At 64.9% G+C, this 22636-nt stretch carries 21 protein-coding genes; 11 read left to right on the forward strand and 10 right to left on the reverse strand.

Annotated features, from left to right (window positions below):
• Positions 1–21: 21 nt before the first annotated feature.
• From BKG76_RS11120 to BKG76_RS11130, 3 genes are all read right to left on the reverse strand, one after another.
• Positions 22–1398 carry a hypothetical protein gene (locus tag BKG76_RS11120; RefSeq protein ID WP_070939134.1) on the reverse strand — a complete coding sequence of 459 codons (1377 nt, stop codon included), beginning with the start codon at positions 1396–1398 and terminating at the stop codon, positions 22–24.
• A gap of 127 nt (positions 1399–1525) precedes the next feature.
• Positions 1526–1888: a hypothetical protein gene (locus tag BKG76_RS11125; RefSeq protein WP_070937693.1), complete on the reverse strand. Its 363-nt coding sequence runs from the start codon at positions 1886–1888 to the stop codon at positions 1526–1528.
• A gap of 40 nt (positions 1889–1928) precedes the next feature.
• Positions 1929–2894 (reverse strand): LpqN/LpqT family lipoprotein, encoded by a 966-nt coding sequence (locus BKG76_RS11130; protein ID WP_070937694.1) that lies wholly within the window; start codon positions 2892–2894, stop codon positions 1929–1931.
• A 291-nt stretch (positions 2895–3185) separates the two neighbouring features.
• Between BKG76_RS11130 and leuS the strand changes: the two genes are divergently transcribed.
• Positions 3186–6005, forward strand: a complete 2820-nt coding sequence (gene leuS / locus BKG76_RS11135; RefSeq protein WP_236737591.1) for a leucine--tRNA ligase — start codon at positions 3186–3188, stop codon at positions 6003–6005.
• Here the strand turns inward: leuS and BKG76_RS11140 are convergent.
• The gene (locus tag BKG76_RS11140) at positions 6002–6667 is read right to left on the reverse strand and encodes an SDR family oxidoreductase (protein ID WP_070937696.1); all 666 of its coding nucleotides are present in this window, start codon (positions 6665–6667) and stop codon (positions 6002–6004) included. The genes leuS and BKG76_RS11140 overlap by 4 nt on opposite strands.
• Before the next feature lie 120 nt (positions 6668–6787).
• Between BKG76_RS11140 and ggh the strand changes: the two genes are divergently transcribed.
• Positions 6788–8128, forward strand: coding sequence for a glucosylglycerate hydrolase (gene ggh, locus BKG76_RS11145; RefSeq protein WP_070937697.1), 1341 nt, complete (start codon positions 6788–6790; stop codon positions 8126–8128).
• Positions 8129–8131: 3 nt separating this feature from the next.
• On the opposite strand, the gene BKG76_RS11150 is transcribed toward ggh, so the two are convergent.
• Positions 8132–8605, reverse strand: coding sequence for an Lrp/AsnC family transcriptional regulator (locus tag BKG76_RS11150; RefSeq protein ID WP_070911577.1), 474 nt, complete (start codon positions 8603–8605; stop codon positions 8132–8134).
• A 165-nt stretch (positions 8606–8770) separates the two neighbouring features.
• On the opposite strand from BKG76_RS11150, the gene pdhA reads away from it, so the two are divergent.
• The 8 genes from pdhA to BKG76_RS11190 all read left to right on the forward strand — a co-directional run bounded on the left by pdhA (position 8771) and on the right by BKG76_RS11190 (position 16762).
• The gene (pdhA, locus tag BKG76_RS11155) at positions 8771–9865 is read left to right on the forward strand and encodes a pyruvate dehydrogenase (acetyl-transferring) E1 component subunit alpha (RefSeq protein ID WP_070937698.1); all 1095 of its coding nucleotides are present in this window, start codon (positions 8771–8773) and stop codon (positions 9863–9865) included.
• An 11-nt stretch (positions 9866–9876) separates the two neighbouring features.
• The gene (locus BKG76_RS11160; protein WP_207543782.1) at positions 9877–10836 is read left to right on the forward strand and encodes an alpha-ketoacid dehydrogenase subunit beta; all 960 of its coding nucleotides are present in this window, start codon (positions 9877–9879) and stop codon (positions 10834–10836) included.
• A 14-nt stretch (positions 10837–10850) separates the two neighbouring features.
• Positions 10851–12149, forward strand: a complete 1299-nt coding sequence (locus BKG76_RS11165; protein ID WP_070937700.1) for a dihydrolipoamide acetyltransferase family protein — start codon at positions 10851–10853, stop codon at positions 12147–12149.
• 132 nt (positions 12150–12281) lie between these two features.
• Complete coding sequence (locus BKG76_RS11170; RefSeq protein WP_070937701.1) at positions 12282–12962, forward strand: sensor domain-containing protein; 681 nt, start codon at positions 12282–12284, stop codon at positions 12960–12962.
• 78 nt (positions 12963–13040) lie between these two features.
• The gene (locus BKG76_RS11175) at positions 13041–13778 is read left to right on the forward strand and encodes an SDR family NAD(P)-dependent oxidoreductase (RefSeq protein ID WP_070937702.1); all 738 of its coding nucleotides are present in this window, start codon (positions 13041–13043) and stop codon (positions 13776–13778) included.
• Positions 13775–14422, forward strand: coding sequence for a TetR/AcrR family transcriptional regulator (locus tag BKG76_RS11180; RefSeq protein ID WP_070937703.1), 648 nt, complete (start codon positions 13775–13777; stop codon positions 14420–14422). Before BKG76_RS11175 ends, BKG76_RS11180 begins: the two co-directional genes overlap by 4 nt.
• A gap of 1 nt (position 14423) precedes the next feature.
• Positions 14424–15713, forward strand: a complete 1290-nt coding sequence (locus BKG76_RS11185; protein WP_070937704.1) for an acyl-CoA dehydrogenase family protein — start codon at positions 14424–14426, stop codon at positions 15711–15713.
• Entirely contained in the window at positions 15713–16762 is a 1050-nt protein-coding gene (locus BKG76_RS11190; RefSeq protein ID WP_070937705.1) for a phosphotransferase family protein, read from the forward strand. The genes BKG76_RS11185 and BKG76_RS11190 overlap by 1 nt, the downstream gene beginning before the upstream one ends.
• On the opposite strand, the gene BKG76_RS11195 is transcribed toward BKG76_RS11190, so the two are convergent.
• Positions 16752–18140 carry an amino acid permease gene (locus BKG76_RS11195; RefSeq protein WP_083338009.1) on the reverse strand — a complete coding sequence of 463 codons (1389 nt, stop codon included), beginning with the start codon at positions 18138–18140 and terminating at the stop codon, positions 16752–16754. The genes BKG76_RS11190 and BKG76_RS11195 overlap by 11 nt on opposite strands.
• Before the next feature lie 103 nt (positions 18141–18243).
• Between BKG76_RS11195 and BKG76_RS11200 the strand changes: the two genes are divergently transcribed.
• The gene (locus tag BKG76_RS11200; RefSeq protein ID WP_070937706.1) at positions 18244–19068 is read left to right on the forward strand and encodes a TIGR03619 family F420-dependent LLM class oxidoreductase; all 825 of its coding nucleotides are present in this window, start codon (positions 18244–18246) and stop codon (positions 19066–19068) included.
• Between the two features lie 98 nt (positions 19069–19166).
• On the opposite strand, the gene BKG76_RS11205 is transcribed toward BKG76_RS11200, so the two are convergent.
• From BKG76_RS11205 to BKG76_RS11220, 4 genes are all read right to left on the reverse strand, one after another.
• Positions 19167–20258, reverse strand: a complete 1092-nt coding sequence (locus BKG76_RS11205; protein WP_070939136.1) for an inositol-3-phosphate synthase — start codon at positions 20256–20258, stop codon at positions 19167–19169.
• A 29-nt stretch (positions 20259–20287) separates the two neighbouring features.
• Positions 20288–20833 (reverse strand): PadR family transcriptional regulator, encoded by a 546-nt coding sequence (locus tag BKG76_RS11210; protein ID WP_070937707.1) that lies wholly within the window; start codon positions 20831–20833, stop codon positions 20288–20290.
• Positions 20834–20934: 101 nt separating this feature from the next.
• Entirely contained in the window at positions 20935–21801 is an 867-nt protein-coding gene (locus tag BKG76_RS11215; protein ID WP_070937708.1) for a DUF1707 SHOCT-like domain-containing protein, read from the reverse strand.
• Positions 21802–21835: 34 nt separating this feature from the next.
• Positions 21836–22621 (reverse strand): DUF1707 SHOCT-like domain-containing protein, encoded by a 786-nt coding sequence (locus tag BKG76_RS11220; RefSeq protein WP_070937709.1) that lies wholly within the window; start codon positions 22619–22621, stop codon positions 21836–21838.
• Positions 22622–22636: the final 15 nt, after the last annotated feature.

Genomic DNA, 22636 nt, shown 5'->3' on the forward strand with positions numbered 1-22636 from the left:
CAGGTCGGTTCCGGGCACGTGTCAGCCCGCTGGCGGGAAGATGAGTAGGTGCGCGAGGCCGCCGGCGGCACCCAGAACGGCGCCGTGCACGAACAGCAACCACTCGTCTTGTTTGACCGCGGAGCGCAGCAGTTCGTTGAAGTCGTCGAGTGAGAGCTTGTGCATCTGGGTGGAGACGAAGGCGCCGATCTTGCCCTGGCGCTGCTTGTTGAACTCCGGATCGGAAAATGCAAGGGGCGCAAAGCCGGTTGCCTCGATGGTGACCGATTCGGTGATCTGGTCGTATTGGCGCCGGCCGACGGCTACCCGAATGGCGCGACGAGCGGGCCCGAGCGCCTGCTCCAGGGCCGGGCGGATCCCGTCGGCCAGCATCTGCCGGGTGCGATCAGAGCGCGGCCCGTTGAGCATCTCGTTGCCGATGTTCTCCAGGGTGATGACGTTCTCGGAGATGGTGCGTGCGTACTCCTCGGAGATCTCCGACTTGCGCTTGATGAACAGACCCTGACGCCACGGCACCCACTTGTTGGGGTGCACGGGTTCGAAGATCATGGTGATGCCGAGGTAGTTGACGATGTATCCGATGATGACGCCGCCGAGCGGAAGCACGATCCACGGTGTCCACCAATGATGTGGAACGGAATGCAGGATCGCCACGAGCACGAAACCCATGGGATAGCCGAAGTAGAAGCCGAAGTTCTGCATGAACTGCAGCTCTTTATGTCCCATGGTTCGGAAGATGTCGTTGAGCAGCTTGGGATGTGCGGTGAGATACCGGATGATCATCAGCTTGGCGTCGACGAGCTGCCCGATGTTCTCGCCGATCTGATCGGTCATGTTCTTGACGATCTGCGGCAACTGGTTCTCGATGCGCTTGAACATCATTTCCCGCAGCGCCGGGGGCAGGTTGTGCCACAGCTGCGGGTCCTCGCGCTCCATGATTTTGGTGATGACGCTGCGAATCTCCGACTTGGCAATCAGCGCAAGGTGATTGGCGATGAGATCGGGCTCGAGCTGTTCGTAGAAGTCCGAGATACTGCCCAGCTTGGCCAGGCTTTTGTCGACGGCGATGCTGGCCATCTTCTCCGCGCGTGAGGGCACGATGCCCTGCCACCCGAACCGGCCATCGGAGGTGATCGCCGGGATCACCTGCACGCGCCGCGGCAGGAACGCATACAGCGTGCGCAGTCCGGGGATGCGCCAGCCGTAGAAACGCAAGGGCGCGAACAGCATCAGCACGCCGGTCCAGTTGGTGATGTACCCGATGATGCCGGTGAACAGTGGCACGGTGAGCAGATCGACGATCAGTTGATCGTCGCGATAGATGTACGCGGCAATGCCGGACACGACGGTGAGGACGCCAACGAGGATGAACTTCACCATCTGCTTGGTGTCTTTCACGGCTCCCTTTCTGACCACACCCGTTGACGAGTGTCCGGAAACATAACACCAAAAAAGGGGCCCACATGGGCGAATACGGCTCACATTCCGACGAGGTCGCGGCCGCCGTGTCTAAAGATTGGACATGTCAGGGTTGCGCGCACACCGACGAGTCTCTGCGGCCCGCGCTCGGGCATCCGCCACAGGAACTGCCGCAACCGCCCGAGGACGACATCTGTTGTGCGGCCGTGGTGTATTGGGCGACCTGCCAAGCCGCCGCACCCACCGTCACGACGGCCGCGACGCCACACACCACCAGCCCCACCAAACCGATTGTGGCAGGGCCGAATAGCGCCGCAAGGGCGCCCGGCACCAGGATCACCGCCGCCGCGGCCTGCGCGGGTGCGAGCATCCGCTGGGGGCTACCGTGCGGCGCCCGCAGGAACGCCAGCGCCGACAGCGCAGCCAGCAACCCGGCAAGGGCAACGGTCACGATGGCGGCGATCAGCACCCGCTCAGTTTAAAGGGTGTCGGATCGGTGTTTGAAGGGGTTATGCCGCGGGCGGCGCCGGTGGCACCAGCGGAGGCAAGGTAGGCAGGGGTGGCAGGCCCGGGATCCCGGGCGCCGGCGAAGCCGGTGCGTTGGGGTCTGCGGGCGCGGGAGCCCCCGGAGCTGGTGTGACGGGCGCGCCGGGCACGGCGTCGGGATCGGCGAGCGCATTCGGATCGGCGACGGGGGCGGTGACCGGGGCGGCATCGCCGAAGCGCAGTCCGTTGACGATCAGGTCCGTGGCGGGGGCTTCGGCGATGGCGTTACCGACGGTGGTGGTGACGGCCAGCTGGACCAGGAAGCGGTCCTTGCCCTGCGTGATGATCACGGAGCGGCGTGAGGTGTTGAGGGTTTCGCCGTCCTGACGGAAAGTGCCTTCCACGATGGAGGACGGGAAGCCCTGATAGGTGACCACCGACGCGTCGGTCGGTTGCCAGCCCTGCAGCGCCTTGACCTCGACGGGGCCATGGGAGACGGCCTCGTTGGTGTCGAACTCGCCGACCAGCTTGCTCATGGTGACCTGTGCGTTGGATTGGTAGATGCCGGTGCCGTTGGCCTTGCTGACAATCACTTGGTACGCGTTGGGGACATTGGGGTCCGGCACGTTGGCCCAGTTGTTCGGTATCGGGATGCTGATGCGCGGTACGCCGTGGCTGCTCTTGGAGAGCGGCTCCACCTTGACGTTCTTGGCGGCGAAGAACTCGGTGAGGGTGCCGTCGGTGGCGGGCGCGACCCCGCTGATCGGGGCGGACGGCTGCAGGGGATTCGTCGATGCCGTGGGGGCCACTGCGGGCGCCGGCGCGGCATTCGGGGCCGGTGCGACGGCGGCGTTGGGGGTGGCCGCCGGCACCGGAGGTGCGGGTGCCGGTTGCGGGTCCGCCATTGCTACGGCGGCAGTCCCGGCGAGCAATGCCGCGACGGAGGCCGTGGCCGCCGCTAATCTGACTGAATACCGTATGGTCGTCACCTTCTATGTCCTTCCGGCTCTGTCCAGTGCGTCGTGTGAGGTTGTGGCGACAACGAAGAACGCTGACGGGTCGACAGACGTTCGCTCGGTTGTGGCGGTCCTGAAGGTAGTGAGCGTGGCTGAGAAACCACCCCGGACACCCCCGGAAGTGGCCGGATTGTGACCAGAGTGATTAACTCTCGTCGCCAAAGCGGCGATTTCTGTTCGCTGACCAGCCACCTTTACCCTGGAAGCGTGACTGAAACCGAGCAGGACGCCGGCAGAGCTAATGAGGAAGCCGCTGAATTCCCCATGCATCGCTACACCGCGCAGCTCGCCGGGCAGATCGAGAGCCGTTGGCAGCAGGCCTGGACCGACCGGGGCACGTTCCATGTGCCGAACCCGGTGGGATCGCTCGCGCCGACGGACGGCACCCCGATTCCGGTCGACAAGATGTTCGTCCAGGACATGTTCCCGTACCCGTCGGGCGACGGACTGCACGTGGGTCACCCGCTGGGATACATCGCGACGGACGTCTACGCACGCTTTCACCGGATGCGCGGGGCGAACGTGCTGCACGCGCTGGGGTTCGACGCGTTCGGGTTGCCTGCCGAGCAGTACGCGGTGCAGACCGGCACGCATCCGCGGGTGCGCACTGAGGCCAACATCGTCAACTACAAACGGCAGCTGGGACGGCTGGGCCTGGGCCACGACTCGCGGCGCAGCTTCGCCACCACCGATGTCGACTTCTACAAGTGGACGCAGTGGATCTTCCTGCAGATCTACAACGCCTGGTACGACGAGCAGGCTCACCGCGCGCGTCCCATCCAGGAGCTGGTCGCCGAGTTTGAATCCGGTGCGCGCACTCCCGCCGACGGCACGGTGTGGGCGCAGCTGACTGCCGGCGCACGCGCAGATCTCGTTGACTCGTATCGCCTGGTCTACCAATCGGACTCGGTGGTCAACTGGTGTCCCGGGTTGGGCACCGTGCTGGCCAACGAGGAGGTGACCTCGGACGGCCGCAGTGAGCGCGGCAACTTCCCGGTGTTCCGTAAGCGATTGCGGCAGTGGATGATGCGTATCACCGCGTACTCCGACCGGTTGATCGACGACCTGGATGTCCTGGACTGGCCCGAGAAGGTCAAGACCATGCAGCGCAACTGGATTGGCCGTTCGCAGGGTGCGTCCGTGTTGTTTGCGGTGGACGGCGCGGGCGGCCCCGCCGATATCGAGGTGTTCACCACCCGGCCCGACACGCTCTTCGGCGCCACCTACATGGTGTTGGCTCCCGAGCATCCGCTGGTGGACGCGCTGGCGGCAGACGCCTGGCCCGAGGGGACCGATGCGCGCTGGACGGGCGGACAGGACTCGCCGCGCGCGGCGATCGAGCAGTACCGCCGTTCCATCGCCGCCAAGAGCGACCTGGAACGTCAAGAGAACAAAGAGAAGACGGGCGTCTTCACCGGCGCCTACGCCACCAACCCGGTGAGCGGTGGTCAGGTGCCGGTCTTCATCGCGGACTACGTGCTGCTGGGCTACGGCACCGGTGCCATCATGGCGGTGCCCGGGCACGACCCGCGTGACTGGGATTTCGCGAATGCCTTCGGTTTGCCGGTGCGGGAAGTGATTTCCGGCGGCGATATCACCGAGGCCGCCTACACGGGCGATGGCGTGTTGGTGAACTCCGACTACCTGGACGGACTCGATGTCGACGCCGCCAAGGTCGAGGTGACGCGCCGGCTGGTCGAGGACGGGCGCGGCGAATCGCGTATCGAATACAAGCTGCGCGATTGGCTCTTTGCGCGCCAGCGGTATTGGGGCGAGCCCTTCCCGATCGTTTATGACGAGGACGGGCGACCACGCGCGTTGGGCGAGAATCTGTTGCCCGTCGAACTGCCCGAGGTCGAGGACTATGCACCGGTGTCCTTCGATCCGGAGGACGCGTCATCCGAGCCGTCGCCGCCGTTGTCCAAGGCCACCGACTGGGTGAACGTCGAGCTGGACCTGGGCGATGGGCTCAAGCACTACACGCGCGACACCAACGTGATGCCGCAGTGGGCGGGCAGCTCCTGGTACGAGCTGCGTTACGCGGATCCCGATAACGCGGAAGCCTTCTGCGACAAGGAGAACGAGGCGTACTGGTTGGGCCCGCGTCCGGCCGAGCACGGTCCGAATGATCCGGGCGGTGTCGATCTGTATGTCGGCGGCATGGAGCACGCCGTGCTGCACCTGCTGTACTCGAGGTTCTGGCACAAGGTTCTCTACGACCTCGGGCATGTCAGCTCCCGCGAGCCGTACCGGCGGCTGCTGAACCAGGGGTACATCCAGGCCCACGCCTATACGGACTCGCGCGGCATGTACGTCCCCGCCGCTGAGGTGGTCGAGGAGGACGGAAAGTTCTTCTATCAGGGCGCGGAGGTGAAACAGGAGTTCGGCAAGATCGGAAAGAGCCTCAAGAACTCGATCTCACCGGACGACATCTGCGACAACTACGGTGCCGACACCCTGCGTGTGTACGAAATGTCGATGGGTCCGCTGGAGCTTTCGCGGCCTTGGGCGACCAAGGATGTCGTCGGTGCGCACCGCTTCCTGCAGCGGGCGTGGCGGGCGGTGGTCGATGAGGAGACCGGCAAGATCCGCGTTACCGCGGACGAGCTGACCAGCGAGGACACCCTGCGGGCGTTGCACAAGACGATCGCCGGGGTGACCGAAGACTATGCGGCTCTGCGTAATAACACCGCAGCGGCCAAGCTGATCGAGTACACGAATCACCTGACCAAGGAGTACCCCGAGGGCGCCCCGCGCGCCGCCGTGGAGCCACTGGTGCTCATGCTGGCACCGCTGGCACCGCACCTGGCCGAGGAGCTGTGGAGCCAGTTGGGCGGCGAGGTGTCGCTGGCCCACGGACCCTTCCCGGAGTCCGATGAGCGCTGGCTGGTGTCCGACACGGTGGAGTACCCGATTCAGGTCAACGGCAAGGTGCGTGGCCGCATCACGGTGGCCGTCGATGCGCCGAAGGGCGATATCGAGGCCGCGGCGCTTGCCGAGGAGAAGGTGCTGGAGTTCCTGGCGGGTGCGACCCCGAAGAAGGTCATCGTGGTGCCGGGCCGCATGGTGAATCTGGTCGTCTAGTTCTGCCGCACCACGATGTGGTGCACCCGTGCGTCGCGCGGCAGCTTCACGGCGTCGGCGACCAGCTGTGCGACGGACTCGGGGCGCATGTACTCGTTCGGGTTGTACTCGCGCCCTTCATGTTCGGTGAGTTCCTGCTGCATCGGTGTGCTGATCCTGCCGGGATGTACCGAGGTCACCCGGAGCGTCGGTTCCTCGGCGCGCAGGACGTCGGCGAATCCGCGCAGCGCGAACTTGCTCGCTGAGTACGAGCCGATGCCCGGGTGCGCGTTGATCCCCGCGCCGGAGTTGATGAACACCACGTCACCCTGTGCGGCCCGCAGCGCGGGAAGCAGGGCTTGGGTCAGCGCGACGGGGGCCAACACGTTGACATCGAAGGTCTTTCGCCAATCGGACAGGCTGGAGTCGGCGATCGTCGCGGGGTAGGAGACGCCGGCGTTGTGGACCAGTACGTCGAGCGTGTCGATGTTGGCGACGGCCGCGAGCACCGCGCTCTCGTCGCTCAGGTCCACCGGCCATGCGGTGGCGCCCAACTCGGAGGCCAGCGTATCCAGCCGCGCGGATGGCCGACCGCCCAGCAGCAGGCTGTGGGTGGGGGCGAGAGCGCGGGCAATGGCGGAACCAAGACCTCCGGCGGCACCGGTGATGAGAGCGTGCGGCATGTGCGTCACGTTAGCTCCCGTGCGCCGAAAGTCGACTTTTGGTGGCCTTTACTCGCACTTTCGCACCAAAAGTCGACTTTCGGCGAGAGGGAATGGCCAGGCACACCGCACAATGGACGGATGCCGTCCCACCCGATGTTCACCCCCACGCAGCTGGCCGCGCGCGCGGCGTACCTGCTCAGGGGAAATGACCGGGGAACCATGACCAGTGCCGCACCCAAGCTTTACCCGCACATGTGGAGCTGGGACGCGGCATTCGTCGCGGTGGGGCTGGCGCCACTGAGCGTCGAACGGGCCGTCACCGAGCTGGACACTCTGCTCTCGGCCCAATGGGCCAACGGGATGATCCCGCACATTGTCTTCGCCAACGGGGTCGACGGATATTTCCCGGGGCCTGCCCGCTGGCAGACCTCCGAGCTGGCAGTGAATGCGCCGTCGGGGCATCAGACGTCGGGTATCACCCAGCCGCCCGTGCATGCGATCGCGGTGCAACGCATCCTCGATCACGCACATCGCCGGGGCCGTAGCGCCCGGGGTGTCGCCGAGGCGTTCCTTGATCGGCGCTGGGCCGATTTGATGCGTTGGCACCGCTGGTTGGCCGAGACTCGGGACCAGAACCAGCACGGCCGAATCACCCTGTACCACGGGTGGGAATCGGGCATGGACAATTCGCCGCGTTGGGACGCGGCCTACGCCAACGTTGTACCGGGGGTCCTTCCGGCCTATACGCGCGAGGACACGACCATCGTGACCGATCCTTCGCAGCGACCCAAGGATGCCGAGTATGACGTGTATCTGTGGCTGCTGGAAGAGATGAAATCGGTGCGCTATGACGATGCGCGGCTACCCGACGCGATGAGCTTCGCGATGGAGGATGTCTTCGTTTCGGCGATCTTCTCGGTGGCCTGCGAGGTGCTGGCCACCATCGGTGAGGAGCATGCCCGCCCGCGTGCCGACGTGCGTGAACTACACGGCTGGGCTGAACGCTTCCGGCAGGGCGTGCTCGATACCACCGAGGAACGCAGCGGTGCGGCAAGAGATTTCGATGTCAAGACCGGTAAGTGGGTTGCCACCGACACGGTGGCGGTGTTCGCGCCATTGCTGTCCGGCGGTCTGCCGCGGCCGCAGGAGCTGGCGCTGCTGAGGCTGTTGGAGGGGCCGCGATTCTGCGGCCATCCCGATCTGCGATACGCGCTGGTGCCCTCGACATCGCCGGTCTCGCGGGACTTTCGTCCGCGCGAATACTGGCGGGGTCCGGTCTGGCCGGTGCTCACCTGGCTGTTCTGTTGGGCCTTCGAGCGACGCGGCTGGAGTGAGCGCGCATTCTTGTTGCGGCAGGAGGGATTACGGCAGGCGGGGGACGGTTCGTTCGCGGAGTACTACGAGCCGTTTACCGGTGAGCCCTTGGGGAGCATGCAGCAATCCTGGACGGCCGCAGCGGTTTTGGACTGGTTGGGCTAGGCCTCACTCCTGCCCGGCGAGGCGTCGCAGCAGCGGCGTCATCCGGAACGCCACCAGCTCGTGCATGGCAATGGCAATCGAGGTACGGGTAATGCCGGGGATATCGAGAATGTTCCCGGCGATCCGGTAGAGGTCGTCGCTGTCGACGGCGACCACCTTGATCATCAGGTCGTCGGCGCCCGCCAGGCCGTGGACCTGTACCACCTCCGGCACGTCGGCCAGTGCCACCCCGATGGCTGCCAGCTGGTGTTGGTCGATACGCGCGGTGACGTACGCCGTCATCGGATAGCCCATCGCGCGCGGCACGATTTGATGGTCGATCCCGGCCAGCGCCTCGTGCTGATCCCAGCGGGTGAGCCGCGCCTGCACGGTGTTGCGGGACAGATTCAGTCGCTGCGCCAGCTCCACGCCGGATGCGCGGGGGGTTTGCGTGAGGGCCAATAACAACTTCGCATCGGTGGCATCCAGAGTGGTCATAGCGCGCAGTATCGCACAGAGTGCGACCCAAAATATGGGCAGAATGCTCAATCCGACACGCATCAGTTGCGCAGTATGACTATCTGTTGCACTGTGAATCATGACACACCCACAAGGTGACGGTCATGGACATGCGGTGCAACCCATCGTTAGCGAGGGCAGGTTATGGAGACCATCCAGCTCCTTGATCCGGACGGCAACCGGATCGAGAATTCCGAGTACGCGCCGCTGGTCAGCGACATCCTCGACGAGGAAGACCTGGCTGCTCTGAGGGCGCTGTACCAGGACATGGTGGTGGTCCGCCGCATCGATAACGAGGCCACGGCCCTGCAGCGTCAGGGCGAGCTCGCGCTCTGGGCCCCGCTGCTGGGCCAGGAGGCCGCGCAGGTCGGGTCGGCCCGCGCGCTGGAGCACGACGACTTTGCGTTCACCAGCTTCCGCGAGCACGGCGTCGCCTACTGTCGCGGCGTCGAGCCCACCGCGATGCTCCAGTTCTGGCGCGGTTCAACGCAATCCGGCTGGAATCCGCGAGAGCACAACATCACCGCGCCCGCGATCATCGTCGGCGCGCAGACCCTGCATGCCACCGGATACGCGATGGGCGTGAAGTTCGACGGATCGGACACCGCGGTCATCGCCTACTTCGGCGATGGCGCCACCAGCCAAGGGGATGTCTCCGAGGCCTTCGCCTTTGCGTCGAGTTTCGGTGCACCCGTTGTCTTCTTCTGTCAGAACAATCAGTGGGCCATCAGCGAGCCCGTCCGGGTGCAGAGCCATCTGCCGCTGGCTGCCCGCGGCACCGGATTCGGCGTCCCGGGAATTCAGGTCGACGGCAACGATGTGCTTGCCGTGATGGCCGCGACCCGCTGGGCGCTGCGGCGCGCCCGTGAGGGCAGTGGCCCGACCCTCATCGAGGCCGTCACCTACCGGATGGGGCCGCACACCACCTCGGATGACCCGACCAAGTACCGCAATGCCGCAGAACTCGATGAATGGCGGGCCAGGGATCCGCTGACCCGGGTCGAAAAGTACCTGGAGAGCCGCGGAGGGTTGAGCGAATCGGAGAAGGAGCGCATTGCCGCGAAGGCAGACGAGGTGGCCGCCGAGCTGCGCGCCGGATGCCTCGGCACGATCGAGCCGACCGCCGCGGACATGTTCAACCATGTGTACGCAGAACCACATTCGCTTGTCGCCGCGGAGCGGCGCGACTACTTGGAATACCTGGCCAGTTTTGAGAGCGAAGGGACCTACGCATCATGACCAGAATGACCATGTCCGGTGCCCTGAACGCGGGCTTGCGTGCGGCATTGGAGGACGACGACAAGGTGATCGTCATGGGCGAGGATGTCGGCAAGCTCGGCGGCGTCTTCCGGGTCACCGACGGGCTGCAGAAGGATTTCGGTGACCACCGGGTCATCGACACTCCGCTTGCCGAGTCCGGAATCATCGGAACCGCTGTCGGTTTGGCCATGCGTGGATACCGCCCGGTCTGCGAGATCCAGTTCGACGGATTCGTGTACCCGGCCTTTGATCAGATCGTCAGTCAGGTGGCCAAGCTGCACTACCGCACCAAGGGTGCGGTGGGGATGCCGCTGACCATCCGGATCCCGTTCGGCGGTGGAATCGGTGCGGTAGAGCACCATTCGGAGTCGCCGGAGGCGTACTTCGCGCATACCGCCGGGCTGCGCGTGGTGTCGTGCAGCTCACCGCAGGATGCCTACGACATGATCCGCCAATCGGTCGCGTGCGATGACCCGGTGGTCTTCTTCGAGCCCAAGCGGCGTTACTGGGAGAAGGATGAGGTCGATACCGCGCTCACCCCGCTCCCGCTGGGTACGGCACGTATTGTCCGAGCCGGCACCGCGGCCACCGTCGCCGCCTACGGACCGATGGTGGCCGTCGCCAAAGCGGCGGCGGAAATGGCTGCCGCAGAGGGTATGTCCATCGAGGTGGTAGACCTGCGTTCCCTCTCGCCCGTCGACTTCGACACCCTGGAGGCGTCGGTACGTAAGACCGGACGGCTGGTGGTAGTCCACGAGGCCTCGGTGTTCATGGGATTGGGCGCCGAGATCGCTGCGCGCATCACCGAGCGGTGTTTCTATCACCTGGAGGCTCCCGTACTGCGGGTCGGCGGCTTCGCACTTCCGTACCCGGCCAACAAGGTGGAACATCACTACCTGCCCGATGCAGAGCGGGTGATGGACGCCGTCGACCGCGCCATCGCCGCGTAGAAGGGCCGAAATCCATGGCAGTCAAACAGTTTCTGCTCCCCGACCTCGGCGAGGGACTCACCGAAGCCGACCTGATCGCCTGGAAGGTGAAGGTTGGCGATGAGGTGAAGCTCAACCAGGTGCTCGCCGATGTGGAGACCGCCAAGGCGATGGTCGAGCTGCCGTCTCCCTTCGAGGGCACGGTGGTGGCCTTGCAGGCGGCGGAGAACTCCACCGTCGCGGTCGGTGCGCCGCTGATTTCGATCGAGGTGGCCGGCGCCGAGCCGGACGCTCCGGCCAATCTGGTGGGTTATGGCCCGTCGGAAACGACCAGCCACACCCGTCGTCGGCGCCGTGCGGGGGCCGGAGCGGCCGCGCTTGCGTTGGTGGAAGAGGCAGCGGAACCGGAGCCCGAAGTTGTTGAGCCCGCGGCGAAGGCACAGCCGGTACCGGAGAGGGCCCCTGCCAAGCCGTCGGTCCGTAAGCTCGCTGCCGAACTGGGCGTGACCCTCGAACTGATCAGCGGAACCGGCATCGGCGGCAGTATCACCCGACAGGATGTGGAGGCCTACACGCGGAGCCTCACCGCCCGCGCGCCACAAGCGGAGCCGGATGTCGTCGGCGCCGCGACTCCGGTCGTGGGCGGCGAGACACGTATTCCGATCGCGGGGGTGCGCAAGCACACCGCCGCCGCCATGGTGCGCAGCGCCTTCACCGCACCGCATGTCACCGAGTTCCTCACCGTGGACATGACCGAGACGATGGGCCTGCTGGCAGAGTTGAGGGCGAAGTATCCCGATCTCAGGTTCACCCCGATGACGCTGGTGGCCCGGATGGTGCTGCTGGCGCTGCGGTCGCATCCGTCGCTGAACTCCACCTGGGATGAACAAGCCGGCGAGATCGTCGTGAAGCACTATGTGAATCTGGGTATCGCGGCGGCCACCGACCGGGGACTGGTGGTGCCGAATGTCAAGAGCGCGAACACGATGTCGCTGCCCGAGCTGGCGACCGCGGTTGCGCAACTGGTCGGCACCGCGCGCGACGGCAAGACCATGCCCGCCGATATGGCCGGTGGCACGTTCACCCTCACCAATATCGGTGTCTTCGGTGTCGATGCCGGCACACCGATCATCAACCCGGGGGAGGCGGCGATCCTGGCCCTGGGCTCAGTGGCCAAGCGTCCCTGGGTGGTGGCCGGGGAGCTGGCGGTCCGCGATGTCACCACGTTGGCTTTGTCCTTCGACCATCGACTGGTCGACGGCGAGCAGGGCTCGAAGTTCCTGGCCGATTTGGGTGCGATGGTCACCGATCCGCGCATGGCCCTGGTGGTGTAGCTTCACATTGAGCACATCCCGATCGGGGTTGCCGGGACAGGGGATATCGCCGATATTCTGCGCCCATGGTTCCGACAACAAGGCGGGCGAGGTGCTGGACCTTTTGATGCAGAAGCCGTCGGGGCCGCGGTAATGCGTTGGGCACCAGTGATTTTGCTCAGCGCGGCCATGCTGTTGACCTCCTGCACGCAGGCGATCGCGGGCGACGCGACAGCCCCCGCCAAGACGGAGAAGCTTTACCCGATGTTGCCTCCCAGACAGGCAGACCTCGAAGAGCGATTGCTCTCGGCGCCGGATGTTCGTGCGGCGGCGGGTCTCACGGAGGTCAAGACGATCCCCGCGGTGGAGACAGTGCTGTCGACGGCCAACACCGTGTCCGATTGTGCGTACGGGTATTCATTGGCCACGCGTCAGCAGTATCTGAGCTTTAGCGCGGCGCGTATCCAGGCGTACTCCCAGTCGGTGGAAAAGGTTCGTAAGCACACCGTCGGCACCGCACTCGTCGTGTTCGAGACCGCCGACTCGGCTGGTCGGCAGTTCGAACAATTCGCTCAGCGCATGTCCCGCTGCGATGGGGTGCGTGGGGTGACTTCGGTCGGTGGTGCCAAGGAGGGCTGGGCGCTCAAGATCGTGCACAGCGGTAAGGACGAGGTGAACTGGACGCGCACCACCGACCATTCGCCGTGGTCATGCCGTCTGATGGCACGGCAACGCGCCAACTACGTCGCCTCGGTGATGTTCTGTCGTGTCGACCCGAATGAGGACAAGACCGACGCGATGTTCAGCCTGCTGCTGGACAAGCTCGCTCACTGAACAACAGCACCAGCCTCTTGCGTCATCGGCGTACGGTCTTTAATGTATCGATCGCCACATTAATTGAGGAGGCATCGAATGCTGCAGGACAAGGTCGTCGTCGTCACCGGTGGAAGCCGCGGATTGGGACGGGCGATGGTGCAGGCGTTCGCGGCCCATGGCGCGGACGTGGTGATCGCCAGCCGCAAGATTGATTCGTGTCATGAGTTGGCCGCCAAGGTGGAGGCCGAGCACGGGCGCCGTGCGCTCCCGGTCGCGTGCAATGTCAGCTCGTGGGAGCAGTGCGACGAGTTGGTCGACACCGTGTACCGCGAGTTCGGCCGCGTGGACGTGTTGGTGAACAACGCCGGGCTGTCCCCGCTGTACCCCAGCCTGGACCAGGTGTCGGAGGCGTTGTTCGACAAGGTCATCGGGGTCAATCTGAAGGGTCCGTTCCGGCTGTCGGCATCGATCGCCACGAAGATGGCCGCAGGAGCCGGTGGTTCGATCATCAATATCAGCTCCATCGAAGCGGTGCGACCCGATGCGACGGCGTTGCCCTATGCGGCGGCCAAGGCGGGTTTGAACGCGCTGACCCTCGGTCTGTCACACACGTTTGGTCCGACCGTGCGCGCCAACACAATTCAGTGTGGACTGTTCAACACCGATATCGCCGCGGCCTGGCCGGAGGGATTCGCGGAGGCGTTGATTCCGAGTATTCCGCTGCGGCGCGTCGGTGAGCCTGAGGACATCGTGGGTGCGGCGCTGTATCTCGCGAGCGAGGCATCGGCCTACTGCACGGGAACGACGATCCGTTTGGACGGCGGCATCCTGTGACGGAGGCCGGCGCCAAACCGCGCCGTGGGCGCCCGCCCGCATCCGACGGTGACGCCGCGGCGACCCGCCGTCGGATTATGGACGTGGCGACGGAGCTATTCGCGGAGAAGGGGTTTCACGCCACGGGGGTGGCCGAAATAGGTTCGGCGGCCGGGGTGCGCGGCGGCGCGCTGTACTACCACATCGGATCCAAGGAAGAACTTCTCTGGGAGATCCTGCGTAGCTATATCGACGAGATGCTCACCGAAGCCGTGCATATCGCCAACATGAACACCGAGCCAGCCAAGCGTCTGCGCACGCTGATCGGCTCCTACGTCATCCTCATCGTCAGGTATCGCAAGCAGGTTTCCATCCAGGTGCGTGATGGTTCCGCACTGACCGGCGGGCGCGCCGCGGAGCTGCAGGGTTTGCGCGACGAGCTGCAGCGCTGCTGGCAGCGAGTTTTCGATGAGGGACACGAGGCCGGGACGTTTCGCACGGCCGATCACGTGGTCACCAACGCGGTGCTGGGAATGCTGAACATGGTGGCGGTCTGGTACCGCGCCGACGGCAAGAGCCCGGCACAGATCGCCAAGCGCATCGCCGACATGGTTTTAGACGGTGTCCAAACGAACAGTCCACACGAACCGACAGGAAGTGACTGACATGGCATGGGATTTCGAGACCGACCCCGAGTACCAGGAGCTACTGGACTGGGCCGATGAGTTCGTCCGCACGGAGGTCGAGCCCCTCGATTACGTGTTCCCCAACCCGTACGACAAGTCCGACAAAGAAGCCATGGACTACGTGCGCCCGTTGAAGGAGGAGGTCAAGCGCCGCGGTTTGTGGGCGTGCCACCTCGGGCCCGAGCTGGGCGGTCCGGGCTTCGGCCAGCTCAAACTGGCGCTGCTCAATGAGATTCTTGGCCGGTCGTCCTGGGCTCCTTCGATATTCGGATGCCAGGCGCCCGACACCGGCAACGCCGAGATTCTCGCGCACTATGGCACCGAAGCGCAGAAGGCCAAGTATCTGCAGCCGTTGATGGACGGCGATATCGGCTCCTGTTACGTCATGACCGAGCCGCAGGGCGGATCGGACCCGACGCTGTTCAAGACCACCGCCGTACGCGACGGCGACGAGTGGATCCTCAACGGGGAGAAGTGGTTCAATTCCGAGGCGCGGCACGCCTCGTTCTGGATCGTCATGGCGGTCACCAATACCGACGTCAGCCCGTATCAAGGAATGTCGATGTTCATCGTCGACCCGAGTGCCCCCGGTGTCGAGATCGTCCGGAACATCACGGTGCACGGGTTCAGTGAGGACGAGGCCTACACCCGCTTCACTAACGCTCGGATTCCCGCCGAGAACATGTTGGGCGCCGAGGGCGGTGCGTTCGCCATCGCGCAGACCCGTCTCGGTGGTGGCCGCGTACACCACGCCATGCGCACGGTGGCCCAGGTGCGCAAGGCGTTCGACATGATGTGTGAGCGTGTCATCAGCCGGGAGGCTCGCGGGGGCACCATCGCCAAACTGCAGATGACACAGGAACGCATCGCCGACAGCTGGATCGAGATGGAATCCTTCCGGCTGCTGGTACTGCGCACGGCCTGGTTGATCGATAAGCACCAGGATTACCTGAAGGTGCGCAAGGACATTTCGGCGATCAAGGCCGCGATGCCGAAGGTGATGCACGATGTGGCGCAGCGCGCACTGCATCTCCACGGCTCGCTGGGGGTGTCCGAGGAGATGCCGCTGGCCAAGATGTTCCTGTACTCCGAGGTGATGGGTCTGGTGGACGGACCGACCGAGGTGCACAAGGTCACCATCGCCAAGGAGGTGCTCAAGGACTACACCCCGTACGAGGGGCTGTTCCCGCCGAGCCACATTCCGGCGCTGACCGAAAAGGCGCGGGCCCATGTGGCAGCGCGGCTCGAGCACCGGGTGGGCAATCTGTGATGGCCGCGCCGGAGCATGTGGATCCGAAGAGTGTGGATTTCGAGGTTGTTTCGCGCTGGATGGACGAGCAGGGGCTTCCTCAGGGGGACGTCGATGGAGTGTCCCCGATATCCGGCGGCACCCAGAACATCATGGTGCGGTTCAGCCGTGGTGGGCGCGAGTACGTGCTCCGTCGGCCCCCGAAGCATCTGCGCGAGGCCAGTAACAATGTGATCCGTCGGGAGGCAAGGCTGCTGGGAGCGATACGGGGGCAAGGTGTTCCGGCGCCGGAACTCATCGCGGCCTGCGCCGATGAGGCGGTGCTCGGCGGCGCGGTCTTCTACCTGATGGAGCCCGTCGACGGATTCAATGCCTCGGTCACACTGCCGGAATTACACGCCGGCAGTGCGCAGATCCGCCATCAGATGGGGCTGGAGGCGGTCAGCGGTATCGCCGCCCTCGGTGCGCTGGACTATCAGACGCTGGGACTTGACGGCTACGGAAATCCGGACGGTTTCCTGGAACGCCAGGTGCCGCGCTGGCTCAAGGAACTCGACACGTACGCCAAGCACGACGGTTACCCCGGACCCGACATTCCGGGGCTGCAATCCGTGGCGGATTGGCTTGAGCAGCACCGGCCTTCGCAGTGGAAGCCGGGAATCATGCACGGTGATTTCCACCTGGCCAACATGATGTTCCGTCATGACGGCCCTCAGTTGGCGGCCATCGTGGACTGGGAGATGTCGACGATCGGTGACCCGCTGCTGGATTTGGGTTGGCTGCTGGCTACCTGGCCGTCGGAGGCCGATGACGCATCGTTGGGTGGCGCGCTGGTTCAGGCCGGAAACCTGCCCACGCCGCAGGAGCTCGTCGCACACTACGCGGAACGCACTGACCGGGATCTGAGCGCGATGGACTGGTACACGGTGCTGGCCTGCTTCAAGCTGGGGATCATCCTGGAGGGTACGCATGCCCGCGCATTCGCGGGGAAAGCACCTGTGGTGGTGGGGGATTACCTGCACGGCATGACGCTGCAGCTGTTCAAGCGGGCCGTGGCGATTACCGGGTAGCCGGTTCCTCGGGCTGCGGCTGGCGCCGCTGCGTGAGCCGCAGCACCCCGAAGAGCAGGAGGATCACACCCCACGACAGCAGGCTGGTCCACAGCTGCGTGCGGGTCTCGTCCTGGAAGCCCATGGCCACCAGGATGGCGACGATTCCGATCGCGGTGAGGATCGTCAGCACCGGGAAGCCCCACATCTTGACGATCAGCTTCTCCTCGGGAGTTCGACGTCGCAGGATGAACTGCGAGATGGCAATCATCAAGTACACGAACAGGATTACCGCGCCCGAGGAGTTGAGCAGGAACAGGAATACGGTGTGCTCGAAGAAGTACGCCAGGATGACGCAGACGAAGCCCACGAACGAGGACGCCAGAATCGCCTGCACGGGAACGCCGCGATTGCTGACCTTGAGCCAGCTGCGGGGCGCCTCGCCGCGGCCAGCCAGCACGAACAGCATGCGGGACGCGGTGTACATCGCCGAGTTCAAACACGACAGCACCGCGGTGAGCACCACGAATCGCATGATGTGATCGGCGGCCGGGATCCCCATCGTTTTGAAGGCGGTGACGTACGGCGAGGTCCCCAATTCCGGGCTGTCCCAGGGCACGATGACCACGATCAGAAAAATCGATCCGACGAAGAAGATCGCCACCCGGTAGATCACCGAATTGGTGGCCTGGCTGATGGCTTTGGCGGGGTCCTTGGATTCGGCAGCGGCTATGGTGGCGATCTCTGCACCCACCATGGAGAAGATCACGATGACGATCGAGGAGAAGATTGCTCCGGGCCCGTGCGGCATGAAGCCGTGATGGGCGGTGAGGTTGGAAAAGTCCATCCGCTTACCCGGCCACAGGCCGAAGGCATAGCACGTGCCCGCAGCCAGAAATGCCACGATCGCAGCAACTTTCACGCTGGCGAACCAGTACTCGAACTCGCCATAGGAGCGGACCGAGAACAGGTTGGTGGCCGTCATGGCCAGCATCAGGAGCAGCGCCACCAGCCACAGCGGAGCTCGCGGTAGCCAGTCCTGAATGAGCTTGCCGCCGGCCACCGCCTCGAACCCGACGACGATCACCCAGAAGTACCAGTAGAGCCAGCCAACCGAGAACCCTGCCCAGTCCCCGAGGGCGCGGCGGCTGTAGTCGGCGAAGGAACCGGTGGACGGGTTGGCGACGGCCATCTCGCCGAGCATCCGCATCACCAAGACGATGAGCACGCCGGTAATGGCGTAGGTGAGAAACGCTGCGGGTCCGGCGGCCTGGATGGTCGCACCGGACCCGACGAACAGGCCGGCGCCGATGACGCCGCCGATCGCGATCATCGTCAGGTGGCGCTTCTGCAACGAGTGCTGCAGGCCTCCTTCGCTGGGCGCTGCCGTGTTGGCCATGCGATGCCTCTTTCAGCCGGGTAGGTCGATGTTGCACCCCGTAACCAGATCGTGCAGCGCGTTGCCCGGAATTTCGTGGGCGCACTGCGGGTTCCTGGAGGTCATGACGGGATTCGGGATTGCCACCACATCTGCTGACGGATATGTCGCGCCGGATGTGCTCGCCCGTGCGGTCGAGGAACGTGGATTCGAATGGCTGCTCTTCGACGACCACTCCTACTTCCCGGTGGACACACCTGATGAGATCGACGCCGAGTTTCGGGCGCGGCTGCCGTTGATCCGCGACTTGCCGGTGGTGTTGGCATACGCGTTGTCCGCCACGCAGCGACTCGTGGTCGGGTCCGGTGTTGCCCTGCTGCCGCAGCGCGATGTGCTGCACACCGCGAAAGCCGTTGCGACCCTAGCCACGCTGTCACACGATCGGGTGGTGCTCGGCGTGGGTGTCGGGTGGAATCTGGATGAGGTGCGCAACCATGGCGTCGACCCGTCGACGCGGGGTGCCGTACTGGACGAGCAGTTGGCTGCCCTGGGACTGCTCTGGGGTGAAGAAGTGGCCGAATTCCACGGCAAGCATGTTGATTTCGGTCCCGTCGTCGCGCGTCCGCGCCCGGCTGTGCCGATTCCGCTCCACATCGGTGGACCCAGCCGGGCGGCGCAGTCGCGTGCGGTGCGGGTAGGGGAGGGTTGGCTGCCGTACGCGGGGACGTCCACACCCGAGGATGTGCGTCGGGCGCGCGACTGGTTCGCCGAGCAGGGGCGCGCTGATCTGCCGGTCACCGTGAGCGGGGTGCCGGGGGATCAGAAGCTCGCCGTCGAATATCGGGGTGCCGGTGCGGGACGGGTGCTTTTTCATCTCGATCCGGGACCGGAGGACGAGGTAGTCCGCGAGCTGGACCGGCTGGCGGGGCTCGCCGAACACCTGAGATAGCACCGAGGGCATACCGTACGCAGTCGTGCGTTTGGTATGCCCTCGGCGGGAACGACTTCCGGGTGACTAGCCCGGTTCGATGGTCTGCGCGTAGGCGCTCAGCCCTCGATGAACTGCTCCAGCTGAACGCGCGCGACATCGTCGGCGAGCTGCTTGGGCGGGCTCTTCATCAGGTAGGCCGAGGCCGGCAGGATCGGGCCACCGAGTCCACGGTCGAGGGCGATCTTCGCCGCACGCACCGCGTCGATGATGATGCCCGCCGAGTTGGGGGAGTCCCAGACCTCAAGCTTGTATTCCAGGTTCAGCGGCACGTCACCGAAGGCGCGGCCTTCCAAGCGGACATAAGCCCACTTGCGGTCGTCGAGCCACGCGACATAGTCGGACGGGCCGATGTGCACGTTCTTGTCGTACACCTTGTCGGCCAGCGAGCCGTTGAGGTTCGACGTCACGGCCTGGGTCTTGGACACCTTCTTGGACTCCAGGCGCTCACGCTCGAGCATGTTCTTGAAGTCCATGTTGCCGCCGACGTTGAGCTGGTAGGTGCGGTCCAGGGTGACACCGCGGTCCTCGAACAGCTTGGCCATCACGCGGTGGGTGATGGTGGCGCCCACCTGGCTCTTGATGTCGTCGCCCACGATCGGTACACCGGCATCCTCGAACTTCTTGGCCCACACGGGATCCGAGGCGATGAACACCGGCAGTGCGTTGACGAAGGCCACCTTGGCGTCGATGGCGCACTGGGCGTAGAACTTGTCGGCCTCTTCCGATCCCACCGGCAGGTAGGACACCAGGACGTCAACGTTGTTGTCCTTCAATACCTTCACGACGTCGACGGGCTCGGAGTCAGAGACCTCGATGGTGTCGGCGTAGTACTTACCGATGCCGTCCAGGGTCGGTCCGCGCTGCACGATCACATCGGTGGGCGGCACGTCGGCGATCTTGATGGTGTTGTTCTCCGAAGCCAGGATCGCCTCGGAGAGATCGAAGCCGACCTTCTTGGCATCCACATCGAACGCGGCGACGAATTTCACGTCGCGCACGTGATACTGGCCGAACTTGACGTGCATCAGGCCGGGAACATTGGAGTTCTCGTCCGCGTCCTGGTAATACTGCACACCCTGGACCAGCGAGGACGCGCAGTTACCGACGCCGACGATGGCGACGCGCACCTCAGATGTGTTGTTGGACATGGACGGTTCTCCTTTACCGATGGACATACTTAACGCTCCTCGACCCGTGCCTGCGCGGTGCGCTCGGCGGCGATCAAGTCGTTGAGCCACTTCACTTCTCGTTCACTGGATTCCAGGCCAAGCTGGTGTAACTGCTTCGTGTATCGGTCGAACGAACTGCTTGCCCGGGTGATGGCCTCGCGCAGACCCTCCCGGCGTTCCTCCACCTGACGGCGGCGGCCTTCGAGGATTCGCATCCGGGCCTCGGCCGGGGTGCGGTTGAAGAATGCCAGGTGCACACCGAAGCCGTCGTCGGTGTAGTTCTGAGGACCGGTGTCCGCTACCAGCTCGCTGAAGCGAGCGCGGCCGGCGGCCGTCATCTGGTAGACCCGCTTGCCGCGAAGCAGCACCGTGGCGCCCGCGGGCGCGGAGTCCTCTTCGATGAGCCCGTCGGCCTGCATCCGGCGCAGAGCGGGATACAGCGAGCCGTACGAGAAGGCCCGGAACGCCCCGAGCAATCCGGTCAGACGCTTGCGCAGCTCGTAGCCGTGCATGGGTGATTCAAGCAGCAAGCCCAGGATGGCCAGTTCAAGCATGAAGTCACCTCCCTAGACCAGATATGACGCCGGAGCATCTCTCGTGCACCGATCGAGTCATACTATCGCCGCGATATATGCGGGCGCCACACGGGGGCGGGTTAGGACGGCGGGTAGAGCTTGGGATTGAGCCCCTGGGCGTCGACGGAGATGTAGCCGGATTCGTAGTTTCCACGGGAGGCGTAGATGTTGATCTTCAGACCGCCCTCTGCGGTGGGCCGGATGATCACGTGACTCGGTTCGCCCTTGTCGATCCCCAGGGTCTGCGCGGCTCCCCGGATGATGCCGAGGATCGCAGCCTGGTCGAATGCGCCGACGTCGCCGAGATTGTCGAACGAGCGCGGTCGGCGATCGGGATCGTTGAAATCGCCCTCCCGGTAGAGGTACGAAATCAGCCCCTTGGGTTCATCGGGGTCAGCACGTTCAATGATCGCGTACTCCGGGTAAAGGTCCAGCTCATATCCCGTTGAGTCACCGAACTTCTGATGGATACGGTCGATCAGCGTGGACAGCCCGGGGGCGCTGAAGATGTTCTTCTCGGCGGGCGCCGGTCGAGGGATCACTGTGGGAGCAATCCCGTCGTCAACCGGAGCCGCACCGGGACGGACGGCGCCGGGCGTACCCGCAGGGTGTGGCGTGTCGGGAGTTCCCGATTCCCGCACCAGCAGCCCGATACCCAGGACAACCACGGCCGCAGTGAATGCCGCGATGGCAAGAAATGGTGCGCGCTGACGCCAAGCCGAAGGTTTCCGCTCATGGGGGAGCGCGACGGGCGGGGTGTTCAGCTGCAGATCTGCCACCAGCGCGGAGAGATCGCCAAGGGATTTCGCGCTGGTCGCCGCGGCAACCCGTTCACGGTGTTCCTCCATGGACAGCTGGCCATCGCCCAGCGCGGTGTCGAGAGCTTGGCAGGTCGCGTCACGGTCGGAATCCTTGGCGCGGGTCTGGGCTGAAGGTCGCGTCGCCATGCGAGGAATCGTAGAGCGGCGGCGATCCTGGCGGTCAGGGTGCGGGCGCGACCTCTTTGGGCTCTCCGTTGCCCGCGACGACAATCCGCCCGGTGCGGTCCTTGTCCGAGACGGTGATGGTGACGTCGACGCCCTCGTCGTTGGGTTTGATCACCATGACGGTGCCACCGTCACCTGCGGTGGGCACGTTCAGGGATTCGGGTGCACCGCGCAGAACGCCGACAATCTTGGCCGGATCGAACCTGCCCAGATCTCCGATGTGCACGTTGCGCCAGGTGCCCGGCATCGCGCCGCCGTCGCGGAACCCGCCCTGATACGGATACGTGATGGGCAGGTTCGGATCGGAGGCTTCGATACGGACCAACGACGCATTGTTGGCGCGCACCGTCAGTTCGATGCCGACCGTGTCGCCGAACTTGACCCGCATCTGATCCAACAGCCCGGCCAGACCGGGCACGGAGAACAGTTTCGTCGGTGCGATCACTACCGGCGGGACGCCATCGGCCGCGGCACCCGGGTCCGGCGGCATCTGCCGCATCGCATAACCGCCGACCCCGGCTCCGATGGCGGCCGCGACGACGGCGGTGACAACGATCGCCGGCCAACGGCGGCGCGGCGGTTGCGGGGAGGGCGCCTCGATCGGCAAGGGAGAGATCTGCAGATCGGAGACGACGCCGTTGAGCTCGCCAAGGGTTTGTGCGCGCGTCGCTACCGCAATCCGCTGACAGTGTTCCTCCGAGGAAATTTGGCCATCGCCGAAGGCGGCGTCGAGCGCCTTGCAGGTGACGTCACGGTCAGAGTCCTTGGCACGGGTCGCCATGCGAGGAATCGTAGA

Origin of the sequence: Mycobacteroides franklinii, assembly GCF_001853795.1 — a bacterium.
Taxonomy (GTDB): domain Bacteria; phylum Actinomycetota; class Actinomycetes; order Mycobacteriales; family Mycobacteriaceae; genus Mycobacterium; species Mycobacterium franklinii.

What these genes read in the sequence shown, in the direction of transcription:
- BKG76_RS11175 (WP_070937702.1), top strand. Translation starts at nt 13,041, where the DNA reads ATGCTGCAGGACAAGGTCGTCGTCGTCACCGGTGGAAGCCGCGGATTG.
- BKG76_RS11140 (WP_070937696.1), bottom strand. Translation starts at nt 6,667, where the DNA reads ATGCCGCACGCTCTCATCACCGGTGCCGCCGGAGGTCTTGGTTCCGCC.
- BKG76_RS11160 (WP_207543782.1), top strand. Translation starts at nt 9,877, where the DNA reads ATGTCCGGTGCCCTGAACGCGGGCTTGCGTGCGGCATTGGAGGACGAC.
- BKG76_RS11215 (WP_070937708.1), bottom strand. Translation starts at nt 21,801, where the DNA reads ATGGCGACGCGACCTTCAGCCCAGACCCGCGCCAAGGATTCCGACCGT.
- BKG76_RS11195 (WP_083338009.1), bottom strand. Translation starts at nt 18,140, where the DNA reads ATGGCCAACACGGCAGCGCCCAGCGAAGGAGGCCTGCAGCACTCGTTG.
- BKG76_RS11190 (WP_070937705.1), top strand. Translation starts at nt 15,713, where the DNA reads ATGGCCGCGCCGGAGCATGTGGATCCGAAGAGTGTGGATTTCGAGGTT.
- BKG76_RS11205 (WP_070939136.1), bottom strand. Translation starts at nt 20,258, where the DNA reads ATGTCCAACAACACATCTGAGGTGCGCGTCGCCATCGTCGGCGTCGGT.
- BKG76_RS11200 (WP_070937706.1), top strand. Translation starts at nt 18,244, where the DNA reads ATGACGGGATTCGGGATTGCCACCACATCTGCTGACGGATATGTCGCG.
- BKG76_RS11185 (WP_070937704.1), top strand. Translation starts at nt 14,424, where the DNA reads ATGGCATGGGATTTCGAGACCGACCCCGAGTACCAGGAGCTACTGGAC.
- BKG76_RS11170 (WP_070937701.1), top strand. Translation starts at nt 12,282, where the DNA reads ATGCGTTGGGCACCAGTGATTTTGCTCAGCGCGGCCATGCTGTTGACC.
- leuS (WP_236737591.1), top strand. Translation starts at nt 3,186, where the DNA reads ATGCATCGCTACACCGCGCAGCTCGCCGGGCAGATCGAGAGCCGTTGG.
- BKG76_RS11150 (WP_070911577.1), bottom strand. Translation starts at nt 8,605, where the DNA reads ATGACCACTCTGGATGCCACCGATGCGAAGTTGTTATTGGCCCTCACG.
- ggh (WP_070937697.1), top strand. Translation starts at nt 6,788, where the DNA reads ATGCCGTCCCACCCGATGTTCACCCCCACGCAGCTGGCCGCGCGCGCG.
- BKG76_RS11220 (WP_070937709.1), bottom strand. Translation starts at nt 22,621, where the DNA reads ATGGCGACCCGTGCCAAGGACTCTGACCGTGACGTCACCTGCAAGGCG.
- BKG76_RS11165 (WP_070937700.1), top strand. Translation starts at nt 10,851, where the DNA reads ATGGCAGTCAAACAGTTTCTGCTCCCCGACCTCGGCGAGGGACTCACC.
- BKG76_RS11210 (WP_070937707.1), bottom strand. Translation starts at nt 20,833, where the DNA reads ATGCTTGAACTGGCCATCCTGGGCTTGCTGCTTGAATCACCCATGCAC.
- pdhA (WP_070937698.1), top strand. Translation starts at nt 8,771, where the DNA reads ATGGAGACCATCCAGCTCCTTGATCCGGACGGCAACCGGATCGAGAAT.